The following is a 19,641-nucleotide window of genomic DNA, read 5'->3' on the forward strand; positions in this document are numbered from 1 at the left end:
CGTACAGCACCCATTACAGCACGCCCGCGCGGAAGTTCCCGCCCGCGGCCGTGGAGACCGCTATGAACCTGACCCTCCGCCCGGCCGGTGTGGACGACCTGTCCGCCCTGGTCGAGCTGGAAAACCGCTGCTTCGACTACGATCGCCTGTCCCGCCGCAACTTCCAGTGGATGCTCACCCGCGCCCACGCCAGCCTGACGGTAGCCGAGGGCGACGGCGGCGTGCTCGGCTACGCCCTGGTGCTGTTCCACGAAGGCACCTCGCTGGCCCGCCTCTACTCCATCGCCATCGACCCGCGCGCCCGCGGCATCGGCCTCGGCCAGAAGCTGCTGGAAGCCGCCGAGCAGGCCGCGCGGGACAACGACCGCGCCTACATGCGCCTGGAAGTGCGCCCGGACAACCGTGGCGCCATCGCCCTCTACGAGCGCAACGGCTACCGTCCCTTCGCCACCGTGCGCGACTACTACGAGGACCACAGCGAAGCGCTGCGCTTCGAGAAACGCATCCGCAACCCCGGCCACGACCAGCGCCGCCACGTGCCCTTCTACCGGCAGACCACCGATTTCACCTGCGGCCCGGCCTGCCTGCTGATGGCCATGGGCGCGCTGCAACCGGAGCGCCAGTTGACCCGCCGCGAGGAACTGCGCCTGTGGCGCGAGGCGACCACCATCTACATGACCGCCGGGCACGGCGGCTGTAGCCCCCAGGGCCTGGCGCTGGCCGCCTGGCGGCGCGGCTTCCGGGTCAAGCTGGTGCTGTCCGCCAGCGGCCCGCTGTTCCTCGACGGCGTACGCAACGAAGACAAGAAGGCGGTGATGCGCCTGGTCCACGAGGACTTCTGCGAGGAACTGGACGCCTCGGGCGTCGAGCAGAAGCGCTCGGCCAGGCTCGACATCCCACGCCAGCTGGCCCGGGGCGGCCAGCCGCTGGTGCTGATCAGCAGCTACCGCCTGACCCGCTCCAAGGCCCCGCACTGGGTGCTGGTCACCCACTACGACGAGGACTTCGTCTACCTCCACGATCCCGACGTCGACCACAGCCAGCACCGCCAGCCGCTGGACTGCCAGCACATCCCGGTAAGCCACGCCGAGTTCGACAAGATGAGCCGCTTCGGCCGCAGCAAGCTGCGCGCGGCGGTGATCCTGTTCAACCCGGAATGATCCGCATCGCCCCGCCCTGCGGCGGGGAGATGTTCTCGCCTATCAATCAATTCCATCGATAGTGGCTAGTGAGACTATCCATTTTTCATTCGCCAACGCCGATGTTTACATAGTCGCCAGATCCCCGAATAACCAGAACGGAACTGGAGACGACACCATGAGCTACTCCGCCAAATCCTTCTCGGCCCTGATCAATGCCATGCGCGCCGACGGCATCACCCGCCTGGAACAACTGGCCCGCCAGCCCTTCCGCAACGCCCAGGGCTTCTGGAGCGCGGAGGCGAAGAAATGAAAGCCCTGCTCGACCGCCGTACCGATCCCACCTGGATGCTCTACGCCGCAATCATCGCCTGGCTGGCCTTCTCCGGTCTCTGACCGGCAGGCCGCCGGCGCCTCGCCCTGCCGTTCCACGACGCTCCGGCGTCCACCTTTCTCCGGTGAAATACCGAGCTTTCGTCGCCAACATCGCCAGGCGAGGCCTGCGCAAACGTTTCACCCGTTCGCTGTCAAGAAAACCTTGTCAAAAAAGCTGATAGCAGCTTGCCAATATGCCAACGCCTTGGCATAACGGTGCCAAAAAAAGGCCTACAAGGACGTTCCTGATGCGCACCGTGAAAAAGGCTCTGCTGGTTGTCGGCGTGATCGTGCTGGCGGTCGTCGGGGTGGTGGTCTACTACGTCGCCAATCCCAACCTGCCCCACTACCAGGCGCCGAGCGAGGTACGCTACCTGCCGCAATGGCAGGACGAGGCCCGCCAGCGCTTCTACTACACGCCCCAGGGCACCCTGGTGAAGGGCCTGCACTACGACTGGTTCACCGCCCTCGAACTGCCCTTCTCCGAAGAACCCTTCGCCGCCCCCGAATACCTCGCCCGCTTCGGCTTCCTCGTCGATCCGCAGCAGAAGGCCAGCGACCTCAACCCCGGCAACCTGCCGGTGGGCTTCAGCCAGCACCGCGACGAGAAGACCGGCACCCGCTACCTGGACATCACCTGCGCCGCCTGCCACACCGGCGAACTGCGCTACCAGGGCAAGTCGCTACGCATCGACGGCGGTGCCGCCATGCATTCCATCGCCGCCACCGTGCCGACCCTGCGCGGCGGCGCCTTCGGCCAGGCGCTCGGCGCGAGCATGGCCGCCACCTACTACAACCCGTTCAAGTTCAAGCGCTTCGCCAGGAAAGTCCTCGGCGAACGCTACGAACAGGACAAGTCGCAACTGCGCGCCGACTTCAAGGCCGTGCTCGACACCCTCCTGCGCACCGCCTGGAACGACACCCGCCGCCACCTCTACCCCACCGAGGAAGGCCCCGGCCGCACCGACGCTTTCGGGCGCATCGCCAACAGCGTCTTCGGCGATGCCATCGACCCGAGCAACTACCGCGTCGCCAACGCCCCGGTGAGCTATCCGCAGGTCTGGGACATCTGGAAATTCGACTGGGTGCAATGGAACGGCTCGGCCATGCAGCCGATGGCGCGCAATATCGGCGAGGCCCTCGGCGTCGGCGCGCGCCTGCAGATCTTCGACGAGCACGGCCAGCCGCTGCGGGGCGAGCAGCGCTACGCCTCCAGCGTACGCCTGCACGACCTGCACGCCCTGGAAGAAACCCTGCAACAGCTGAAACCGCCGACCTGGCCGGAAGACCTCTTCGGCCGCATCGACCTGCAACGCGCCTCCCAGGGCCGCGCCCTGTTCGAAGCCAACTGCGCCTTCTGCCATGCGCCCAAGGTGCAACCGGCGGAATACGCCGCCCCCGGACGCAATCCCGAGTGGCGCATGCACATGGTGCCGACCGAGGTGATCGGCACCGACCCGACCACCGCCGACAACATCGCCGACCACCGCTACGACCTGCGCAAGCTCGGCTGGAGCGTCGACGAACTGGCGCGGATGAACGTCCAGCTGATCGGCGCCGATCCGCAGCAACTCGACCTCTCGCAACTGTCCTCGGCCAAGGGCCTGGCCTACATCACCGCCTTCGTCGAGCAGCGCGCCTACCGGGACGCCGGCATCCCGCCGGAACAGCAGAAGACCATGAACGGCTTCGACCTACCGATCGGCGTACAGGAACTGCGCGCCTACAAGGCCCGCCCGCTGGACGGCGTCTGGGCGACCCCGCCGTTCCTGCACAACGGCTCGGTGCCCAACCTGTTCCAACTGCTCTCCCCGGCCGCCGAACGCTCGCCGCAGTTCTACGTCGGCACCTTCGAATTCGATCCGAAATTCGTTGGATTCCGCACCGAGAAATTCCCCGGCGGCTTCCTCCTCGACACCCGTCTCACCGGCAACCGCAACAGCGGCCACGAATTCCGCGACGGCTGCCGGCAGAACGGCGTGATCGGCCGCGCCCTCAGCCCGGAAGAACGCTGGGCGCTGGTGGAATACCTGAAGGTGCTCGGCAACCCCGAGTTCGAGCGCCGCCTGGTCCCGGCCCAGACCCCACCCTGGACGCCCGGCCCGAAATGCCCGGCGCCGGAGCAACGGACCGCGCAACGCTGAACCTGGGAAATGGAGAAGCGCGAGGCATGGCGCCGCCGCCCCTCTCCATCCCGAGCAGCCCCTCTCCCTTCAGGGGGGATGCCTAGCCAGAGGACGGGGAGAAGCAATCGTGGCGCACTCCCCGCCCAAGAAGAATAAAAACCCACAGCCAACGCACACCACCAAGGACACCCACTCCATGCGCGCACTCCTCACCCACGCCTGGCTGTTCCTCGGCAAATGGCTCGGCCGCCTGCTCCTCCTGCTGCTGGCCGTCGGCCTCGGCGGCTGGGCCATCGGCAGCCTCTACTACGCCTGGAAATTCTCCGGCCCGGTGTCCGCGGAAGAGCAGATCGCCCCGGACGAAGCCCGCATCACCCAAGCGATCATCCAGGACGCCATCCGCGTGGTCGAACAGCACCGCGACAACACCCGCGTCCTGCGCGATGCCCACGCCAAGGCCCACGGCTGCGTGAAGGCCGAATTCAAGGTACGCGCCGACCTCGACCCGACCCTGCGTCGCGGCGTGTTCGCCGAAGCGGGCAAGAGCTGGAACGCCTGGGTGCGCTTCTCCAACGGCAACGCCTACCCGCAGTTCGACAGCAAGAACGACGCGCGCGGCATGGCCATAAAACTGCTCGACGTGCCCGGCGAAAAACTCCTGCCCGGCCGCGGCCATGACGGCGAGCAGGACTTCGTCATGTTCAACCAGCCGGTGTTCTTCATCCGCGACATCGCCGAATACCGGCAGAACTTCGCCGCCCAGGCCGACGGCAAGAAAGCCCTGGCCTTCTTCCCCAACTGGAACCCCGCCAGCTGGGAACTGCGCCACCTGCTGATTGCCCTGCGCACCCTCGCCCCCGCCCCGGACAGCCCGCTGCACGCCGGCTACAACGGCATCTCGCCGTACAAGCTGGGCGAACACAACATCAAGTTCCGCGTCGTCCCCGCCCCGGAGAAGTGCCCGGCCTACCAGCTACCGAAGCAGAACCAGGACCTGCCCAACTTCCTCCGCGCCGCCCTGTACCAGCAACTCTCCATCGACCGCACCCCCGCCTGCTACGCCTTCCAGGTGCAGCGCCAGGACCCGGCCAAGTACATGCCCATCGAAGACACCAGCGTCGAATGGAAGGAGTCGGACGCGCCCTTCGCTACCATAGCCGACATCATTTTGCCAGCTCAGGATTTCGATAGCCGGGAACAGAACCTGTTCTGTGACAACCTCTCGTTCAACCCCTGGCACGCGCTGCCGGAGCATCGGCCGATCGGCGGGATCAACCGGTTGCGGAAGGCGGTTTACGAGGCGGTCAGTGGGTATAGGTTGGGGAGGAATGGGTGAGGGGTTGGGAAGGTAGAAGGTAGCTGCGTATGGCGTCTCTCTTGGTATTGATTTCGCCAATTTGGACTGGCAGAAAACGGCCAAGAGCAGTCGCTCGCAACAAACTGCTATTGGCCACAAACTGCCAGCTCCGGATGGCAGCACCTACTATGACAAGCTTGCGAAAAATTGCTGCCATGGTTTCGCTCGCCTGTACGCTACGGTATTTATGAAAATACTTTTCGTACACGGGCCTAACTCGTCAAATCAAAATATAAGGCAAGCCCCTCCACTAAGTCTTTAGCAGACGCGAACTCAGCGCTGGGCGCATTAATAGTCGAAGAGTGCCTTGTACTTTGATGCGCCACATCGCCTCGACTTTTTCCATAGCTGTTAAGACTTGCCGAAAGAGTCGAGTCAACTTCGTCCGCTGTCTTTCCTGCAAAAACCGACAGAGTATTAAATGATCCTTCCTTGATCCCATTATTCTCTTTGATCATGCCTCGTGCAGTTCCGATTATGCCTGAGATATGGCCTTTTAAAGCCCCCACATCAAACGCAAGAACGGCGTCAAGCGGACGATTTGTTACAGCCGCTATATAAAATAGCTCTGGAAAAATCCGAGACGAGCCAGTCGCTGATTTCACCAACTGGAGTTCTATTCTATCTAGATTTTCTTTCGCCTTTCGCTCTAAAAAATCTTCAATCTCCGCATGTATTAAGAGCCTAAACGCAGCAATGCTATCCAAGTCAGGCGAGAATGTTGTTGGATCATTTGTTTCAGCATTGATTTGAGCATCTAAAAATTTGACCCTCAGATCAGTGAGCCTTGCTTCCAAGTGAGCAAAATTGGCACATTGGGTTGGCATAGATCAAATGATCCTGTGCGTAACTTTATCGTAACCTCTTCCGAAGCAAGCAGCTAGTTTTTCACCCCAAAGATCAACGCGTTGAAAAGTCGCCATGACTGTTTTAGGTGTTTTCTCAATCGAGTCTTTAAAAACTTGAACCTGGCATACTTCTTTAAAAGCTTCGACAACCTCTAATTTGCGCGCAATTGCTTCAGCAGCCACGTCGCGCTGTGCAAAAAAGCGGGATATACAGTCAAATACCGCGCGATTGATGACGCGCTCGTATTTGTCGCCAATCCATTTTCTAAATGCGTCTTGACCGAATACGTTGTACGCTGCGTCAAGAGCGACATCTAGTCGTTGGAAAATATCTTCGATCTCCGGTAACTTACTCCCCCAATCATTTTCAAAGTAGCGTGTATTGCTATCGAGAAACTCTTTGAAGTCGCCTCGATATTCGGCTAAAGATCGGTCGTACGCTACGAATCGCAGCACCAATTCCGAATCTCTCATTCTTTTGTCCAAGCCATTCCCAAATATGGCTTTAAATGGGGCGCTCCCCAGCATGTAATCATCAATAGCGCTAATTAGATTTCCGCCAATCAATGCCTTGCGAAGCTCTTGCGGAGAAAGAGGTAAGCTGCCACTATTCAGACGAAAGAAAGTAACATAGAGGAAATTTTCGTCCTTCCAATTTCTAATAACGCTCGCCCTAATTGTTGCATTCTCCAAGTGCTCACGATCTTCTTGAGGCAGTTCATTGATGGCCTTCGCATTGAGGTCAGGCCGCATATCAAGGCCTTTCAGCTTATACTGGCTTTGCATGTACTCGCTCACCGCAACAAGTCGCTGCTTACCGTCGATGACAATAAATTTTCCTCGGGAATCTTTGTTCTCTGCAAGGACAATGTTTGGCACAGGGAGCCCTACAATAATGGACTCAATGAGGCGGCTCTTTCTTTCGTCGTCCCATGCGACTCGCCGCTGAAATCCGGGTTGCAAATCAATATTGCCCTTTTGGATCTGAAGATTGATTGTCTCAATAGTCCAATCGGCATTGAGAACTACAGCATCTTTGAATGATACTGGAGCGGCAATGTCATCCTCGTTTTCCTGCTGGTCATCGGGGACTAATTCGAACTCAGACATATCGACTCCCTACGTGTAGTCGTAACAATGATAGGATTTCGCCATATTATCCTATGCCCAAGGATAGGTACACAGGGCTAGGGAGCTTAGCGCAGGAAATGAATCGTACAGTTGCTATTCGCCACACGAAGATCAAGAAAGGGGACGCAAGAAAGGGAACGAAATTATTTATAGACTACACCGGTCGCTCTTGGCCGTATACAGCCCTTCCCTCCCTAAGCCATGGCCTCTCCCATACCTGGTGGGCACCTCTATTGCCACCCGCAGAACCACAACCTCCCCCACTGCTAACCGCAATAGTCGCGGCTTGAGTGCTGCGGATTTGGTTTTTGAAATGTGGTGTTGGCGGTCCTCACCCCAACCCTCTCCCGCACGCGGGAGAGGGGGCCGGGCGCGCCTTGTGGGTCGAGCGCCTCGCCGGGCGGAGCCTGGAGCGATGTCTACCCTCCCCTAGCTCCGGGCATCTGGAATCTGGAATTCGGCCCCCAGCCCAGGCAACCAGAAGCACCGGAAACGCGCCCTGAATGATTTCAGATTCGCGCCGAAACCTTCGAAAGCCGTTTCCTCGCACCCGAAAGCCGCCGAGGCTGCCCTGCGGCTTTCGCTGCGCAACGGCTACCCGCCTACTTGCACCGGTCGCTCAGCCTGACCAGCGATGCGCCGTACACCGCGTCGTCTTCGGAGGCGAAGATCGCGTCGCCTTCGACGGAGGCGCCCGGCTTGAGGGTATCGGCGGTGAGTTCCTCGTCCACGGTATCCAGCCTGAAGGACTGGCCGGCGGCGGACTGCGCCACCAGGCAGCTGTTCTTCAGGCTGATCTCGCTCTTCGCCGCATTCACCAGGCGGACCTTGAAGGCCTGGGTGCGGAAGTGCTTGTCGCCGACGGACACGCTGCCCTTGTCGCCCTGGTGGGCGAAGACCATCACTGCATCCGGCGCGGCGGCGAAGCCGAGGGAAGGAGCGGCCAGCAGGCCGGCAAGGGTCAGGGCCATTGCGTTCTTCATACTGATTTCCTTTGGCAAAGACTGAACGACCCGGTGATTTTCCGTGGGTCTTTTCGCCGCGATCAAGCGCAGTGCCAAGGAATGCGGGGCGCCTCGTGTTCTGCAAGTCGGAGGGTTTCCAGCGGAACTTTTCCCGCAACCGTGCTTCCAGGCGAAAACCGCTCGCTACGCGGAACGCCGGTCTTCGAACCCACACGGTCCTCGCGCCCGCCAGGCTGCCCTCGAACGCTTGCAACCACAGGCCGGACGCTCGGCCCAGGCGATGGCCCAATGGGCGCCGGGCAGGTTCGCTTCGGCGTGGCCGCGATGCAACAAGTGCGCCTGGACCGGCATCGCGGTAGCGCTCGGCGAGGGCGTCACCGAGGCTGTCGGCGGCATGTCGTGTTCGACTCCGTTGCGGGTGGCGAGCGGGGCCTGCGATCTTCCCCTTGGGGGAGTCAAGCCCGGCGACCCGGCGGGTGGCCGCCAAGCTGCTTGCGCAGGCTGCCGGGCTCAGCCGAGCAACTTGTCGACGGTCAGCGGGAAGTCGCGCAGGCGGCGGCCGGTGGCGTGGTACACGGCATTCGCCACTGCGGCGGCGACGCCGACGATGCCTATTTCGCCGACGCCCTTGGAGCCCAGTTCGTTAACGATATCGTCGGGTTCGTCAACGAAGATCACCTCGATATCGCCAATATCGGCGTTAACCGGGATGTGGTACTCGGCGAGGTTGTGGTTCATGCAGCGGCCCAGCGCATGGTCGACCTGGGTTTCCTCCTGCAAGGCCATGCCCAGGCCCCAGACCACCCCGCCGAGTATCTGGCTGCGAGCGGTCTTCGGGTTGATCACCCGCCCCGCCGCGACCGCGCTGACCACCCGGCTCACACGCAGGGTACCGAGGGCTTCATCGATCCGCACCTCGACGAATACCGCCGAATGGGTCGCGGTGGCGTAGCCTTTGCGCCGCGCCGAGGGTTCAGCTTCCACCTCCACCTGCAACGCGTCTTCCGGCAGCCCTTGCAGCAGGTCGGCCAGGGCGTATCGCGTATCGCCCGCTTCCAGATGGCCACGGCATATGCGGAAGCGCTCTTCGGCGGCGCCGGCCAGCTCCGGATGGCGGGCCCTGGCATGGGCGACCAGGGCCTGGCGCAGGCGCAGGCAGGCCAGGCGGACGGCGGAACCGACCGACGAGACGGTGAACGAGCCGCCCTGCAATGGAGCCTTGGGCAACGCACTGTCGCCAAGCTGGAAGCGCACCTCTTCCGGCGCCATGCCAGCGGCGTCGGCGGCGATCTGGGTCATCACCGTGTAGGTGCCGGTGCCGATATCCGTGGTCGCGCTGGCCACCCGCAGCAGGCCGTCCGCCTCCAGCCGCGCCCTGGCGCTGGCCTTGCTCTGCATGGCCTCCCAGACGCCGCCGGCCATGCCCCAGCCGAGCAACTGGCGCCCTTCGCTCATGCTCCGTGGCCGTGGGTCGCGGGCCTGCCAACCGAAGCGCCGTGCGCCCTCCTCGTAGCAGGCCAGCAGCGCCTTGCTGGAGTACGGCTTGTCCTCGTTGCCGTTGCGCTCGGCGAAGTTGAACCGGCGCAGCGCGATGGGGTCCATGCCGAGCCGCACCGCCAGTTCGTCCATCGCGCATTCCAGCCCGATCAGTCCCAGCGCCGCGCCGGGGGCGCGCATGTCCAGCGGGGTATAGACGTCCAGCGGCACCAGACGGTAGGCCAGGGAAAGGTTCTCGCAGCGATAGAGCATGCCGCTCCACTCCACCACGTGCTCGGTGAAGTCTTCGAAGCGCGAGGTCTGCGCTGTCGCCTGGTGGCCCAGCGCAAGCAGGCGCCCCTCGGCATCGGCGCCCAGTTGCAGGCGCTGCAGGGTGCGCGGCCGGTAGCCGAAGGTGAACATCTGCTGGCGGGTCAGCACTACGCGCACCGACCGCCGCAGTTGCAGCGCCGCCATCACCGCCAGGGCCAACTGGTATTGCGGACGCAGGCCGGAGCCGAAGGCGCCGCCGACGTAGGCGGCACAGACCCTTACCTTGTCGGCGGGCAGGCCGAAGACCTTTTGCAGGTAGGCCTGGCTGTTCTGCGTCCCCTGGGTCTTGTCGTGCACCAGCAGGCTGCCGTCGGGCTGGACGATGACCGTGGACGCGTGCGGTTCCATGGGATTGTGGTGCTCGATCGGCGTGCTGTAGCTGGCCTCGACCCGAATCGGCGCGGCGCGGTAGGCGGTGTAGAAATCGCCGCGCTCGGCGGGCAGTTCGGCGGGAGCCTCATGGGCCTGGTCGAGGGCGGCCAGGAGGTCGGTCTGGTGCGGCTCGGGCTCGATATCGATGCGCAGCAGCGAGCCCGCGTAGCGGGCCAGTTCCAGGCTCCGTGCCAGGACCAGGGCAAGGGGCTGGCCGCTGTACAGGACGCGGTCGTCGAACAGCGGGCGGAAGGGTTCGCCTTCGGCGGCATCGGCGTCCTTGTAGGGCTCGTCGTCGCCCGCCATCGGCGGCCGGTTCAGGTGATGCAGTACCGCGACCACCCCGGGTACCGCCAGGGCCGCCGCACAGTCGATGCCGCGCACCCGGCCGCGGGCGACGTCGCTGCTGACCACGCTGCCGTGGAGCAGGTCGGCGGCAGGATATTCGGCGGCGTAACGAGCCTGGCCGGTGACCTTGGCTGGCCCGTCGACGCGATCCAGGGCTTGCCCGGTGCTGTGTGGCAGGCTGCTCATTGGCCGATCCCTCCCGAGTGGGCTTCTTCCAGTGCGCGAACGATGGCGTTGCGCGCCAATCCGATCTTGAAGGCGTTGTGGGCCAGCGGCCTGGCGTCACGCAGCAGCGCTTCGGCGAAGCGGACATAGCTGTCCCGGTTCGCCGGGTGGCCCCTGAAACGTTCCTCCAGCTCTGCGACGCGCCATGGCTTGTGGGCCACGCCGCCGAGCGCCAGGCGCAGTTCGCCAATGCGCTCGCCGTCCGGTTCCAGGGCCGCCGCCACCGAGACCAGGGCGAAGGCGTAGGAGGCCCGGTCGCGCACCTTCAGGTAGTGGCAATGCCGCGCGAAGCGCGGCGCTGGCAGCTCGATGGCGGTGACCAGTTCGTCGACGGCCAGGCAGTTGTCGCGCTCGGGCGTGTCCGCCGGCAGGCGATGGAAGTCGGCGAAAGCGACCCGCCGCTCGCCAGCGCGGCCGCGCACCAGTACCTGAGCCCCCAGCGCCGCCAGCGCCACGCACAGGTCGGATGGATGTACCGCCACGCAGTGTTCGCTGGCGCCGAGGATCGCATGGTTGCGGTTCAGCCCGCTGCGCGCGGGGCATCCGCTGCCCGGCTCGCGCTTGTTGCATGGCGTGCCGGTGTCGTAGAAATACTGGCAGCGGGTACGCTGCAACAGGTTGCCGCCGGTGCTGGCCATGTTGCGCAACTGCGGCGAGGCGCCGGCGAGGATCGCCTGGGCTAGCAAGGGATAGTCCGCCTCCACGGCGGGATTCCAGGCCAGTTCGGCGTTGCTGACCAGGGCTCCGACCAGCAGGCCGCCGGTGGGCGTCCGGCGGATGTCGCGCAGCGGGAGGCCGGTGATGTCGATGAGTCGCCGGGGCCTGGCAACGTTTTCCTTCATCAGGTCGAGCAGGTTGGTGCCGCCGGCGATGTAGCGCGACTCCGGGCCGGCGAGGCCCAGCGCCTGCTCGATGTCGGCCGGCTTGGCATAGGCGAAGGGCGTCATGCGCACTGCCCTCCCTGCCCGTCGCGATCGAGCAGCGGCAAGGCGTCTTCCACGGCGTCGAGGATATTGCCGTAGGCGCCGCAGCGGCACAGGTTGCCGCTCATGCCCTCGCGGATCTCCGCCCGCGAGCGCGCCCGCCCCTCGCTCGCCAGGCCAAGGGCCGAACAGATCTGTCCGGGCGTGCAGTAGCCGCACTGGAAGGCATCATGGCGGATGAACGCCTGTTGCAGGGGATGCAGGCGATCACCCTCGGCCAGACCTTCGATGGTAGTCAGTGCATCACCGTCGCACATCACCGCCAGCGTCAGGCAGGCGTTGATCCGGCGACCGTTGCGCAACACCGTGCAAGCGCCGCATTGGCCGTGGTCGCAGCCCTTCTTGCTGCCCACCAGGTCGAGCCGCTCGCGCAGCAGGTCGAGCAGCGTCAGCCACGGGGGTACTCTCAGCTCTCGGCGCTGGCCATTGATCAGCAGGCTGATCGGCAGGTCCGCCGGCTCCGGATTGGTCATGGTACAAGCCTCACGGTCGGTGCATCGGCGCGGCGGATGCCGCTTTTTCAGGTCCGACCGAACGGCTCGAAGATACGTTCAAAGTAAATGACGGCCATGGCCATGCCACAAAGGCGGGCGGATGCTCGACGCCTGCGCCGCTATCGGCCGCCGGAGCCCTGCGCCGAGGTCACTTGAACAGGCTCGACACCACCCGCGCCACGTGCTCGGCGCCCTTGCTGATCTCCTGCATGATGCCGGCCACGGTGGTGATCTGGTTGTTGTTCTCCTGGGCGCTGGACTCGATGGTCTGCATGTTGTGGTTGATCTGCTGGGTCAGCTTGACGTTCTCGGTGACCACGTTCTTGATCTCCACCGTGGCGCCGCTGGTGCGCGCCGCCAGTTGCCGCACCTCGTCGGCGACCACCGCGAAGCCGCGCCCCATGTCGCCGGCGCGAGCAGCCTCGATGGCGGCGTTGAGGGCCAGCAGGTTGGTCTGTTCGGCGACGCTCTGGATGGTGGTGACGATGTTCTCGATGTCCTTGGTCTGGTGGGTGAGCTGGGAAATCAGGCCGACGGCGGTGTTGACCATCGACAGGGTCTTGGCCGACAGGGCGACGGACTGGTCGAGGGAGTCGATGCCGCGGGTGGAAATCTGCGCGGTCTCTTCCGCGGTGGAGAACGACAGCTCGGCGGCGCGCCGTACTTCCTCGTTGCGATTGACCTGTTCGGTAACGTCGATGGCGAACTTGATGACCTTGATTATCCGCCCCGAACCGTCCTTGACCGGGTTGTAGGTGGCTTCGATATGTACCCGCTCACCGGCGGCTGTGCGGCGCTCGAAATGCCCGCGGGAGAATTCGCCGTGCCGCAACCGGGCCCAGAAATCCGGGTTCTCCCGATAGAACTCGTCGAAGCAGAGCATGCGGTGGTGCTGGCCCTTGAGCGACTTGAGGCTGTAGCCGAAGAGACGCAGGAAGTTTTCGTTGGCATCGAGTATCTCGCCGTCCGGGGTGAACTCGATGACGGCCATGGACTGGCGTATGGAGTCGTTGATCGCGTTGAGCAGGAGCAGTTCGGAATGGTTGCGGGTCACGTCGGCGGCGATCTTCAGCACCTCGACGACCGCCCCTTCGGCATTCTTCACCGGGAAATAGGTGGCCTCCAGCCAGATCGGCGACCCGTCGCGTCGCAGGCGCTTGAACACACCGCGCTGGGGCGTGCCGCTGGCCAGTTCCTTCCAGAAGCGCACGTAGGCGGCAGAGGCCTGGTAGTCCTCTTCGCAGAAGATCCGGTGGTGCTTGCCGACCAGTTCGTCCGCCGAATAGCCGACCGCCGCGAGGAACAGCGGGTTGGCGGACAGTATCTGGCCATCGGGAGTGAATCGGATGGTGGCGACGTTCTGCCCGATGGCCTCGAGTCGCCACGCTACATCTTCATCCTTGGCGGCGCTTTCGACCGCCCTGCTTTTTCTGCCGAAGAGCATCGCGCACGACTCCTTGATGGCACCTGTCCATCGCGAGGGAGTGGAGAACCGGAGATAGTCGTCCTGCCGCTACACGCCAGTGTAGATCGGGGTCCGGCAATTTTCCTCGGCGCCCGCGGCACCGTCCGTCCCCTGCCGGGCGTGGCCCCGCGTCCGCGCCATCAGCCACGCAAGCGCCGGCCCGCGCTATGATCGCTACGCCCTGCCGATCGCGGTGGCCAAGGCCGGCATTGGCCAGAGGCGCCCGGCCTGACCGCGCTCCGACCGCGCGCCGTCGTACCCCGAACCCCACCTCCAGGAGGAAGCACATGGCAACCGATCTCTACGCGCTGGCCGAACAGGTCGAGGACGAAGCGGGTTACCTGCGCTTCCTCGCCGCGCTGGCGGCGGACTGGGAGGAAGACCGCCGCCTCGCCGCCGCCAACCCGCCGAAGCCGTTCGGCCCCAGCCCGCTGGGTTGGGAGAACGGCAGCATCGGTGGCTTCCTCGATGCCGCCGCGACCTGGGGCGAGGACTCCCGCGACGGCCTGCCGGGCTATTCCAGGCCGGAGAATGCCTGGCGGCGCGCGGCGCAACTGATGCTGGCGGGCAAGTTCTATGAATGACTTCAAGTCTGCCCTGGAGCCCTTCCCGCCCGGCTACCCGAGGGGCTTGCCGGGCAACCGGCGGCAGGTGCCGATACTGCATCGCGACGCGGACTTCCTCCTGCGCGCGCTGCAACCCGACGATTTCGTCCGGACCAGCCGCTACGAGAACGCCAACCGCGAGCACCTGGCGCCGTGGGAGCCGCTGCGCGACCCGGGGTATTTTTCCGTGGACAACGCCCGCGCCCGCACCCTGCTACAGGTGGCGAGCATGGACGAAGGCGAGGCGCTTCTCCTGCTGTTGCTCGATCCCGACGACGGCGAGGTGCTGGGGCGCTGCAGCTACACCAACATCGTCCGCGGGGTATTCCAGGCCTGCCACCTGGGCTTTTCCGTGGCCGCTGCGGCACAGGGCCGCGGCCTGATGGCGCGTGCCCTGCGGGTAGCCAACCGGTATTGCTTCGAGCAGCTCGGCCTGCACCGGATCATGGCCAGCCACCTGCCGCGCAACGCACGCAGCGAGCGCCTGCTGGAAAGCCTCGGCTTCGAGAAGGAGGGCTACGCCCGCGCCTACCTGAAGATCGCCGGGGTCTGGGAAGACCATGTGCTACGGGCGCTGGTGGACGCTCCGCGCTGAACCGACGTGCAAATGCGGAACGGGACGCCAGGCGTCCCGTTCCGCTCACCAGGCCCGCCGGTCAACCGCAGGCGAGGTCGCCACGCAGTTCGCGGGCAGCGGCGACCATGTTCACCAGCGCTGCCTCGGTTTCCGGCCAGGCGCGGGTCTTCAGGCCGCAGTCCGGGTTGACCCAGAGCCGCTCGGCGGGTATCCGCCGGGCTGCCTTGCGCAGCAACGCGACGATCTCTTCCCGGCTCGGCACGCGTGGCGAGTGGATGTCGTAAACGCCCGGACCGATCTCGTTCGGGTAGTCGAACTGCTCGAAGGCCTCCAGCAGCTCCATGTCCGAACGCGAGGTCTCGATGGTGATCACGTCGGCGTCCATGGCGGCGATGGACTCGATCACATCGTTGAACTCGCTGTAGCACATGTGCGTATGGATCTGGGTTTCGTCGCGGACTCCGGAGGCGCACAGGCGGAAGGCCTCGGTGGCCCATTCCAGGTAGTGCGGCCAGGCGTTGCGGCGCAGCGGCAGGCCTTCGCGGAAAGCCGCCTCGTCGATCTGCACGATCCTGATGCCGGCGGCCTCCAGGTCGACCACTTCGTCGCGGATCGCCAGGGCCAACTGGCGCGCCTGCACCTCGCGAGACACGTCCTCGCGCGGGAAGGACCACATCAGCATGGTCACCGGGCCGGTCAGCATGCCCTTCATCACCTTGTCGGTAAGGCTCTGGGCGTACCTGATCCACTCCACGGTCATGGCCCGCGGACGGCTCAGGTCGCCATAGATCACCGCCGGCTTCACGCAGCGCGAGCCGTAGCTCTGCACCCAGCCGAAGCGGGTGAAGACGTAGCCGTCCAGTTGCTCGGCGAAGTACTCGACCATGTCGTTGCGCTCGGCTTCGCCGTGTACCAGCACGTCCAGCCCCAGTTGTTCCTGGATCTGCACCGCATGGCGGATCTCGCTGTGCATCGCCTCGATGTACTCGGCCTCGCTCAGCTTGCCCTGCTTGAACGACTGGCGGGCCAGGCGGATCGACGAGGTCTGCGGGAAGGAGCCTATGGTGGTGGTCGGGAACGCCGGCAGGTCGAGCCCGGCACGCTGCCTGGCGATGCGTTCGGCGAACGGCGAGCGGCGCTGGGCGTCGCTTGCCTTGATCGCGGCCAGGCGCGCCTGCACGGCCGGCTTGTGGATTCGCGGCGAGGAAGCGCGGCTGGCCTGGACCGCACGGCTCTCTTCCAGGGCGGCAAGCACCTCGGCGGCTTCCGGCTCAGTGGCGGCACGGGCCAGCACCGCGACTTCGCGGCACTTCTGCACGGCGAAGGCCAGCCAGCTCTTCAGCTCGGCGTCCAGCCCGTCTTCGCGTTCCAGGTCCACCGGGCTGTGCAGCAGCGAGCACGACGGCGCGACCCACAGCCGCTCGCCCAGGCGCTCCCGGGCATGGCGCACCACCTCCAGGGCTTTCTCCAGGTCGCAGCGCCAGACGTTGCGCCCGTTGACCAGGCCCAGCGAGACGACCTTGTAGGCCGGCAGGCGGTCGAGGATGCTCGGATACTGTTCCGGCGCTCGCACCAGGTCGATGTGCAGGCCGTCCACCGGGAGGTTGGCGGCCAGGCCCAGGTTGTCTTCCAGGCCGCCGAAGTAGGTGGCGACCAGCTTCTTCAGCGGTTCGCTCTGTAGCAGGTTGTAGGCGCGCTCGAAGGCATTCTTCCATGCCTGCGGCAGGTCGAGGACCAGGATCGGCTCGTCGATCTGCACCCACTCCACGCCCTGGCCGGCGAGACGACGGAAGATCTGGCCGTAGAGCGGCAGCAGGCGGTCCAGCAGGTCGAGCCTGTCGAACTCGGCGCCCTTGGCCTTGCCCAGCCACAGGTAGGTCAGCGGACCGATCAGCACCGGCTTCACCTGGTGGCCGAGGGCCCTGGCCTCGTCGACCTCCTCGAACAGTTGTTCCCAGCTCAGCTGGAACTGCTGGTCGGCGCTGAACTCGGGGACCAGGTAGTGATAGTTGGTGTCGAACCACTTGGTCATTTCCTGGGCATGGGCACCGCCGCAACAACTGTCGTCGCTGACGCCACGGGCCATGCCGAACAGGGTATGCAGGGTCGGCCCGGCCTCGCCGTGCGCCCGGAAGCGCTCGGGGATCACGCCGAAGGTCAGCGAATGGGTCAGCACCTGGTCATACCAGGCGAAATCGCCGACAGGCAGCAACTGGATGCCGGCGTCCTTTTGTACCTGCCAATGGGCGGCGCGCAGCTGCCGGCCGACGGCCCGCAGGCCGGCCTCGTCCAGCTCGCCCTTCCAGAACGCTTCCTGGGCTTTTTTCAGTTCGCGATCGCGTCCGATGCGTGGGAAGCCGAGAGTGTGGGCCAGGGCCATGGGTGTTCCTCCAGTCGAAAGGTCGATGGAGGGATTCTCGGGAGACTCATGCCATGAGACAAACTCAATTTCTTCGTGATGAAATCAAGTTTCCCTCATGATCATCCTCGCGCCCTGACCTCGACGCCCTCCTCACTTGCGCTTGCGGATCGCCATGCGCCGAGGCTTGAGACCGCCAGCCGCGGCAGCGCCGGCCTCGCCGTCGACCACGGGCTGCATCCTGGCTCGCGCCGCGTGCAGTTTCTTGTAGCTGTCGATCAGCCGCAGGTGCCGGTCGAGCCCTTCCAGCTTCATGCTGGTCGGCGTCAGGCCGAAGAAGCGCACGCTGCCGTCCACCGAGCCCAGCGCGGCGTCCATCCGCGCGTCGCCGAACATGCGGCGGAAATTGGCCTCGTAGTCGGCGATCTCCAGCTCGTCGTCGAGGACGACCTCCAGCACCACGTTCAGCGCCTGGTAGAACAGGCCGCGCTCGACGCTGTTGTCGTTGTACTGGAGGAACGCCTCCACGCCTTCCTTGGCGTCTTCGAAGCGCTTCAGGGCGAGGCCGATGAGCACTTTCAGCTCGAGGATGGTCAGTTGGCCCCAGACCGTGTTGTCGTCGAACTCGACGCCGATCAGCGTGGTGATGTCGGTGTAGTCGTCCACCTCGCAGTCTTCCAGGCGCTCCAGCAACGCCCCGAGCGCAGCATCGTCGAGGCGGTGCAGGTTGAGGATGTCCTCGCGGAACGCCAGGGCCTTGTTGGTGTTGTCCCAGATCAGGTCTTCCACCGGATAGATTTCCGAGTAGCCCGGCACCAGGATCCGGCAGGCCGTAGCGCCGAGGTGCTCGTACACCGCCATGTAGACCTGCTTGCCCATGGCTTCGAGGATGCCGAACAGGGTCGCGGCTTCCTCGGCGTTGGCAGCCTCGCCCTGCCGGGTGAAGTCCCACTCGACGAACGGGAAATCGGCCTTGGCGCTAAAGAAGCGCCAGGACACCACGCCGCTGGAGTCGATGAAATGCTCGACGAAGTTGTTCGGCTCGGTCAGCGCATGGCTTTCGAAGGTCGGCTGGGGCAGGTCGTTCAGGCCCTCGAAGCTGCGCCCCTGGAGCAGCTCGGTCAGGCTGCGCTCCAGGGCCACCTCGAAGCTCGGGTGGGCGCCGAAGGAAGCGAACACGCCGCCGGTGCGCGGATTCATCAGGGTCACGCACATCACCGGGAATTCGCCGCCCAGCGAGGCGTCCTTGACCAGTACCGGGAAGCCCTGCTCTTCCAGGCCGCGGATCCCGGCGAGGATGCCCGGGTACTTGGCCAGCACCTCCGGCGGCACGTCCGGCAGCGCCAGTTCGCCTTCGAGGATTTGCCGCTTGACCGCACGCTCGAAGATCTCCGACAGGCACTGTACCTGCGCTTCGGCCAGGGTATTGCCGGCGCTCATGCCGTTGCTGAGGTAGAGGTTCTCGATCAGGTTGGAGGGGAAATACACCACCTGGCCGTCGGACTGGCGCACGAAGGGCAAGGCGCAGATACCGCGCTGCACATTGCCCGAGTTGGTGTCGTACAGGTGCGAGCCGCGCAGCTCGCCGTCGGGGTCGTAGATCGCCAGGCAATGGCCGTCGAGCAGTCCCAGCGGCAGCGCATCGTCGCGGCCGGGCTTGAACCAGCGTTCGTCCGGGTAATGGACGAACGCCGCATTGGCGATCTCTTCTCCCCAGTACTGGTCGTTGTAGAAGAAGTTGCAGTTCAGCCGCTCGATGAATTCGCCCAGCGCCGAGGCCAACGCGCTTTCCTTGCTCGCGCCCTTGCCGTTGGTGAAGCACATCGGCGACTGCGCATCGCGGATGTGCAGCGACCAGACGTTGGGCACGATGTTGCGCCAGGAGGCGATCTCGATCTTCATGCCGAGGTCGGCGAGGATGGCCGACAGGTTGGCGATGGTCTGCTCCAGCGGCAGGTCCTTGCCCGGGATGCGCGTGCAGCCGGCGGCATCGGTGCCGGGCATCAGCAGCGCCTGGGCGTCGGCATCGAGGTTGTCGACCTCCTCGATGACGAACTCGGGCCCGGTCTGCACCACCTTCTTCACCGTGCAGCGGTCGATGGAGCGGAGGATGCCCTGGCGGTCCTTCTCCGAGATGTCGGCCGGCAGTTCCACCTGGATCTTGAAGATCTGCCGGTAGCGGTTCTCCGGGTCGACGATGTTGTTCTGCGACAGGCGTATGTTGTCGGTGGGGATGTTGCGCGTCTGGCAGTACAGCTTGACGAAGTAGGCGGCACACAGCGCCGACGACGCCAGGAAGTAGTCGAACGGCCCCGGCGCGGAGCCGTCGCCCTTGTAGCGAATCGGCTGGTCGGCGATCACCGTGAAATCATCGAACCTGGCTTCCAGTCGAAGGTTATCGAGAAAATTGACCTTTACTTCCACGGCGAGCACCAAGAGAAACGGAAACCGGCCATTATCCGG

The 19,641-nt window shown here is 64.5% G+C and carries 15 protein-coding genes and 1 pseudogene; 6 read left to right on the top strand and 10 right to left on the bottom strand.

Features of this window, described 5'->3' with window-relative positions; all coding sequences use genetic code 11:
- Positions 1 to 62 precede the first annotated feature (62 nt).
- From M6E97_RS13150 to M6E97_RS13165, 4 genes are all read left to right on the top strand, one after another.
- On the top strand, positions 63 to 1,160 hold the full coding sequence (locus M6E97_RS13150) for a GNAT family N-acetyltransferase/peptidase C39 family protein (RefSeq protein ID WP_003121988.1): 1,098 nt from the start codon (positions 63 to 65) through the stop codon (positions 1,158 to 1,160).
- 157 nt (positions 1,161 to 1,317) lie between these two features.
- Entirely contained in the window at positions 1,318 to 1,452 is a 135-nt protein-coding gene (locus M6E97_RS13155; RefSeq protein WP_003088290.1) for a hypothetical protein, read from the top strand.
- Positions 1,453 to 1,762: 310 nt separating this feature from the next.
- Positions 1,763 to 3,658, top strand: a complete 1,896-nt coding sequence (locus tag M6E97_RS13160; protein ID WP_019484676.1) for a di-heme-cytochrome C peroxidase — start codon at positions 1,763 to 1,765, stop codon at positions 3,656 to 3,658.
- A 178-nt stretch (positions 3,659 to 3,836) separates the two neighbouring features.
- On the top strand, positions 3,837 to 4,976 hold the full coding sequence (locus M6E97_RS13165) for a catalase family protein (RefSeq protein ID WP_019484675.1): 1,140 nt from the start codon (positions 3,837 to 3,839) through the stop codon (positions 4,974 to 4,976).
- A gap of 233 nt (positions 4,977 to 5,209) precedes the next feature.
- Here M6E97_RS13165 and M6E97_RS13170 read toward each other — a convergent pair whose 3' ends face one another.
- The 8 genes and pseudogenes from M6E97_RS13170 to M6E97_RS31200 all read right to left on the bottom strand — a co-directional run.
- Positions 5,210 to 5,824: a hypothetical protein gene (locus M6E97_RS13170; RefSeq protein ID WP_023094093.1), complete on the bottom strand. Its 615-nt coding sequence runs from the start codon at positions 5,822 to 5,824 to the stop codon at positions 5,210 to 5,212.
- Positions 5,825 to 5,827: 3 nt separating this feature from the next.
- Positions 5,828 to 6,955: a DUF262 domain-containing protein gene (locus tag M6E97_RS13175; protein WP_019486274.1), complete on the bottom strand. Its 1,128-nt coding sequence runs from the start codon at positions 6,953 to 6,955 to the stop codon at positions 5,828 to 5,830.
- Positions 6,956 to 7,578: 623 nt separating this feature from the next.
- A complete protein-coding gene (locus M6E97_RS13180; RefSeq protein WP_003088277.1) occupies positions 7,579 to 7,959 on the bottom strand; it encodes a DUF4354 family protein in 381 nt (126 codons plus the stop codon).
- A gap of 492 nt (positions 7,960 to 8,451) precedes the next feature.
- Positions 8,452 to 10,656: a xanthine dehydrogenase family protein molybdopterin-binding subunit gene (locus M6E97_RS13185; RefSeq protein WP_019486275.1), complete on the bottom strand. Its 2,205-nt coding sequence runs from the start codon at positions 10,654 to 10,656 to the stop codon at positions 8,452 to 8,454.
- Positions 10,653 to 11,642 carry an FAD binding domain-containing protein gene (locus M6E97_RS13190; RefSeq protein ID WP_003111127.1) on the bottom strand — a complete coding sequence of 330 codons (990 nt, stop codon included), beginning with the start codon at positions 11,640 to 11,642 and terminating at the stop codon, positions 10,653 to 10,655. Before M6E97_RS13190 ends, M6E97_RS13185 begins: the two co-directional genes overlap by 4 nt.
- Positions 11,639 to 12,151, bottom strand: a complete 513-nt coding sequence (locus M6E97_RS13195) for a (2Fe-2S)-binding protein (protein ID WP_019486276.1) — start codon at positions 12,149 to 12,151, stop codon at positions 11,639 to 11,641. The genes M6E97_RS13190 and M6E97_RS13195 overlap by 4 nt, the downstream gene beginning before the upstream one ends.
- A gap of 169 nt (positions 12,152 to 12,320) precedes the next feature.
- Positions 12,321 to 12,872: a methyl-accepting chemotaxis protein gene (locus M6E97_RS31195; RefSeq protein ID WP_369700333.1), complete on the bottom strand. Its 552-nt coding sequence runs from the start codon at positions 12,870 to 12,872 to the stop codon at positions 12,321 to 12,323.
- Positions 12,849 to 13,616: pseudogene (locus M6E97_RS31200) on the bottom strand (PAS domain-containing protein); the annotation flags it as partial. The pseudogene M6E97_RS31200 and the gene M6E97_RS31195, both read right to left, overlap by 24 nt.
- Before the next feature lie 308 nt (positions 13,617 to 13,924).
- Between M6E97_RS31200 and M6E97_RS13205 the strand changes: the two are divergent.
- On the top strand, positions 13,925 to 14,221 hold the full coding sequence (locus M6E97_RS13205) for a DUF7660 family protein (RefSeq protein WP_003088248.1): 297 nt from the start codon (positions 13,925 to 13,927) through the stop codon (positions 14,219 to 14,221).
- 46 nt (positions 14,222 to 14,267) lie between these two features.
- Positions 14,268 to 14,837: a GNAT family N-acetyltransferase gene (locus M6E97_RS13210; protein ID WP_074197969.1), complete on the top strand. Its 570-nt coding sequence runs from the start codon at positions 14,268 to 14,270 to the stop codon at positions 14,835 to 14,837.
- Positions 14,838 to 14,898: 61 nt separating this feature from the next.
- Here M6E97_RS13210 and metE read toward each other — a convergent pair whose 3' ends face one another.
- Both metE and M6E97_RS13220 read right to left on the bottom strand, forming a co-directional pair.
- Positions 14,899 to 17,199, bottom strand: a complete 2,301-nt coding sequence (gene metE / locus M6E97_RS13215) for a 5-methyltetrahydropteroyltriglutamate--homocysteine S-methyltransferase (protein ID WP_031636232.1) — start codon at positions 17,197 to 17,199, stop codon at positions 14,899 to 14,901.
- A 132-nt stretch (positions 17,200 to 17,331) separates the two neighbouring features.
- Positions 17,332 to 19,602: an OsmC domain/YcaO domain-containing protein gene (locus M6E97_RS13220; protein ID WP_034005630.1), complete on the bottom strand. Its 2,271-nt coding sequence runs from the start codon at positions 19,600 to 19,602 to the stop codon at positions 17,332 to 17,334.
- Positions 19,603 to 19,641: the final 39 nt, after the last annotated feature.

Origin of the sequence: Pseudomonas sp. B111 (assembly GCF_026428275.1) — a bacterium.
Taxonomy (GTDB): domain Bacteria; phylum Pseudomonadota; class Gammaproteobacteria; order Pseudomonadales; family Pseudomonadaceae; genus Pseudomonas; species Pseudomonas aeruginosa.

Coding starts and splice junctions, on each gene's coding strand:
- M6E97_RS13150 (WP_003121988.1), top strand. CDS start 63: ATGAACCTGACCCTCCGCCCGGCCGGTGTGGACGACCTGTCCGCCCTG.
- M6E97_RS13155 (WP_003088290.1), top strand. CDS start 1,318: ATGAGCTACTCCGCCAAATCCTTCTCGGCCCTGATCAATGCCATGCGC.
- M6E97_RS13160 (WP_019484676.1), top strand. CDS start 1,763: ATGCGCACCGTGAAAAAGGCTCTGCTGGTTGTCGGCGTGATCGTGCTG.
- M6E97_RS13165 (WP_019484675.1), top strand. CDS start 3,837: ATGCGCGCACTCCTCACCCACGCCTGGCTGTTCCTCGGCAAATGGCTC.
- M6E97_RS13170 (WP_023094093.1), bottom strand. CDS start 5,824: ATGCCAACCCAATGTGCCAATTTTGCTCACTTGGAAGCAAGGCTCACT.
- M6E97_RS13175 (WP_019486274.1), bottom strand. CDS start 6,955: ATGTCTGAGTTCGAATTAGTCCCCGATGACCAGCAGGAAAACGAGGAT.
- M6E97_RS13180 (WP_003088277.1), bottom strand. CDS start 7,959: ATGAAGAACGCAATGGCCCTGACCCTTGCCGGCCTGCTGGCCGCTCCT.
- M6E97_RS13185 (WP_019486275.1), bottom strand. CDS start 10,656: ATGAGCAGCCTGCCACACAGCACCGGGCAAGCCCTGGATCGCGTCGAC.
- M6E97_RS13190 (WP_003111127.1), bottom strand. CDS start 11,642: ATGACGCCCTTCGCCTATGCCAAGCCGGCCGACATCGAGCAGGCGCTG.
- M6E97_RS13195 (WP_019486276.1), bottom strand. CDS start 12,151: ATGACCAATCCGGAGCCGGCGGACCTGCCGATCAGCCTGCTGATCAAT.
- M6E97_RS13205 (WP_003088248.1), top strand. CDS start 13,925: ATGGCAACCGATCTCTACGCGCTGGCCGAACAGGTCGAGGACGAAGCG.
- metE (WP_031636232.1), bottom strand. CDS start 17,199: ATGGCCCTGGCCCACACTCTCGGCTTCCCACGCATCGGACGCGATCGC.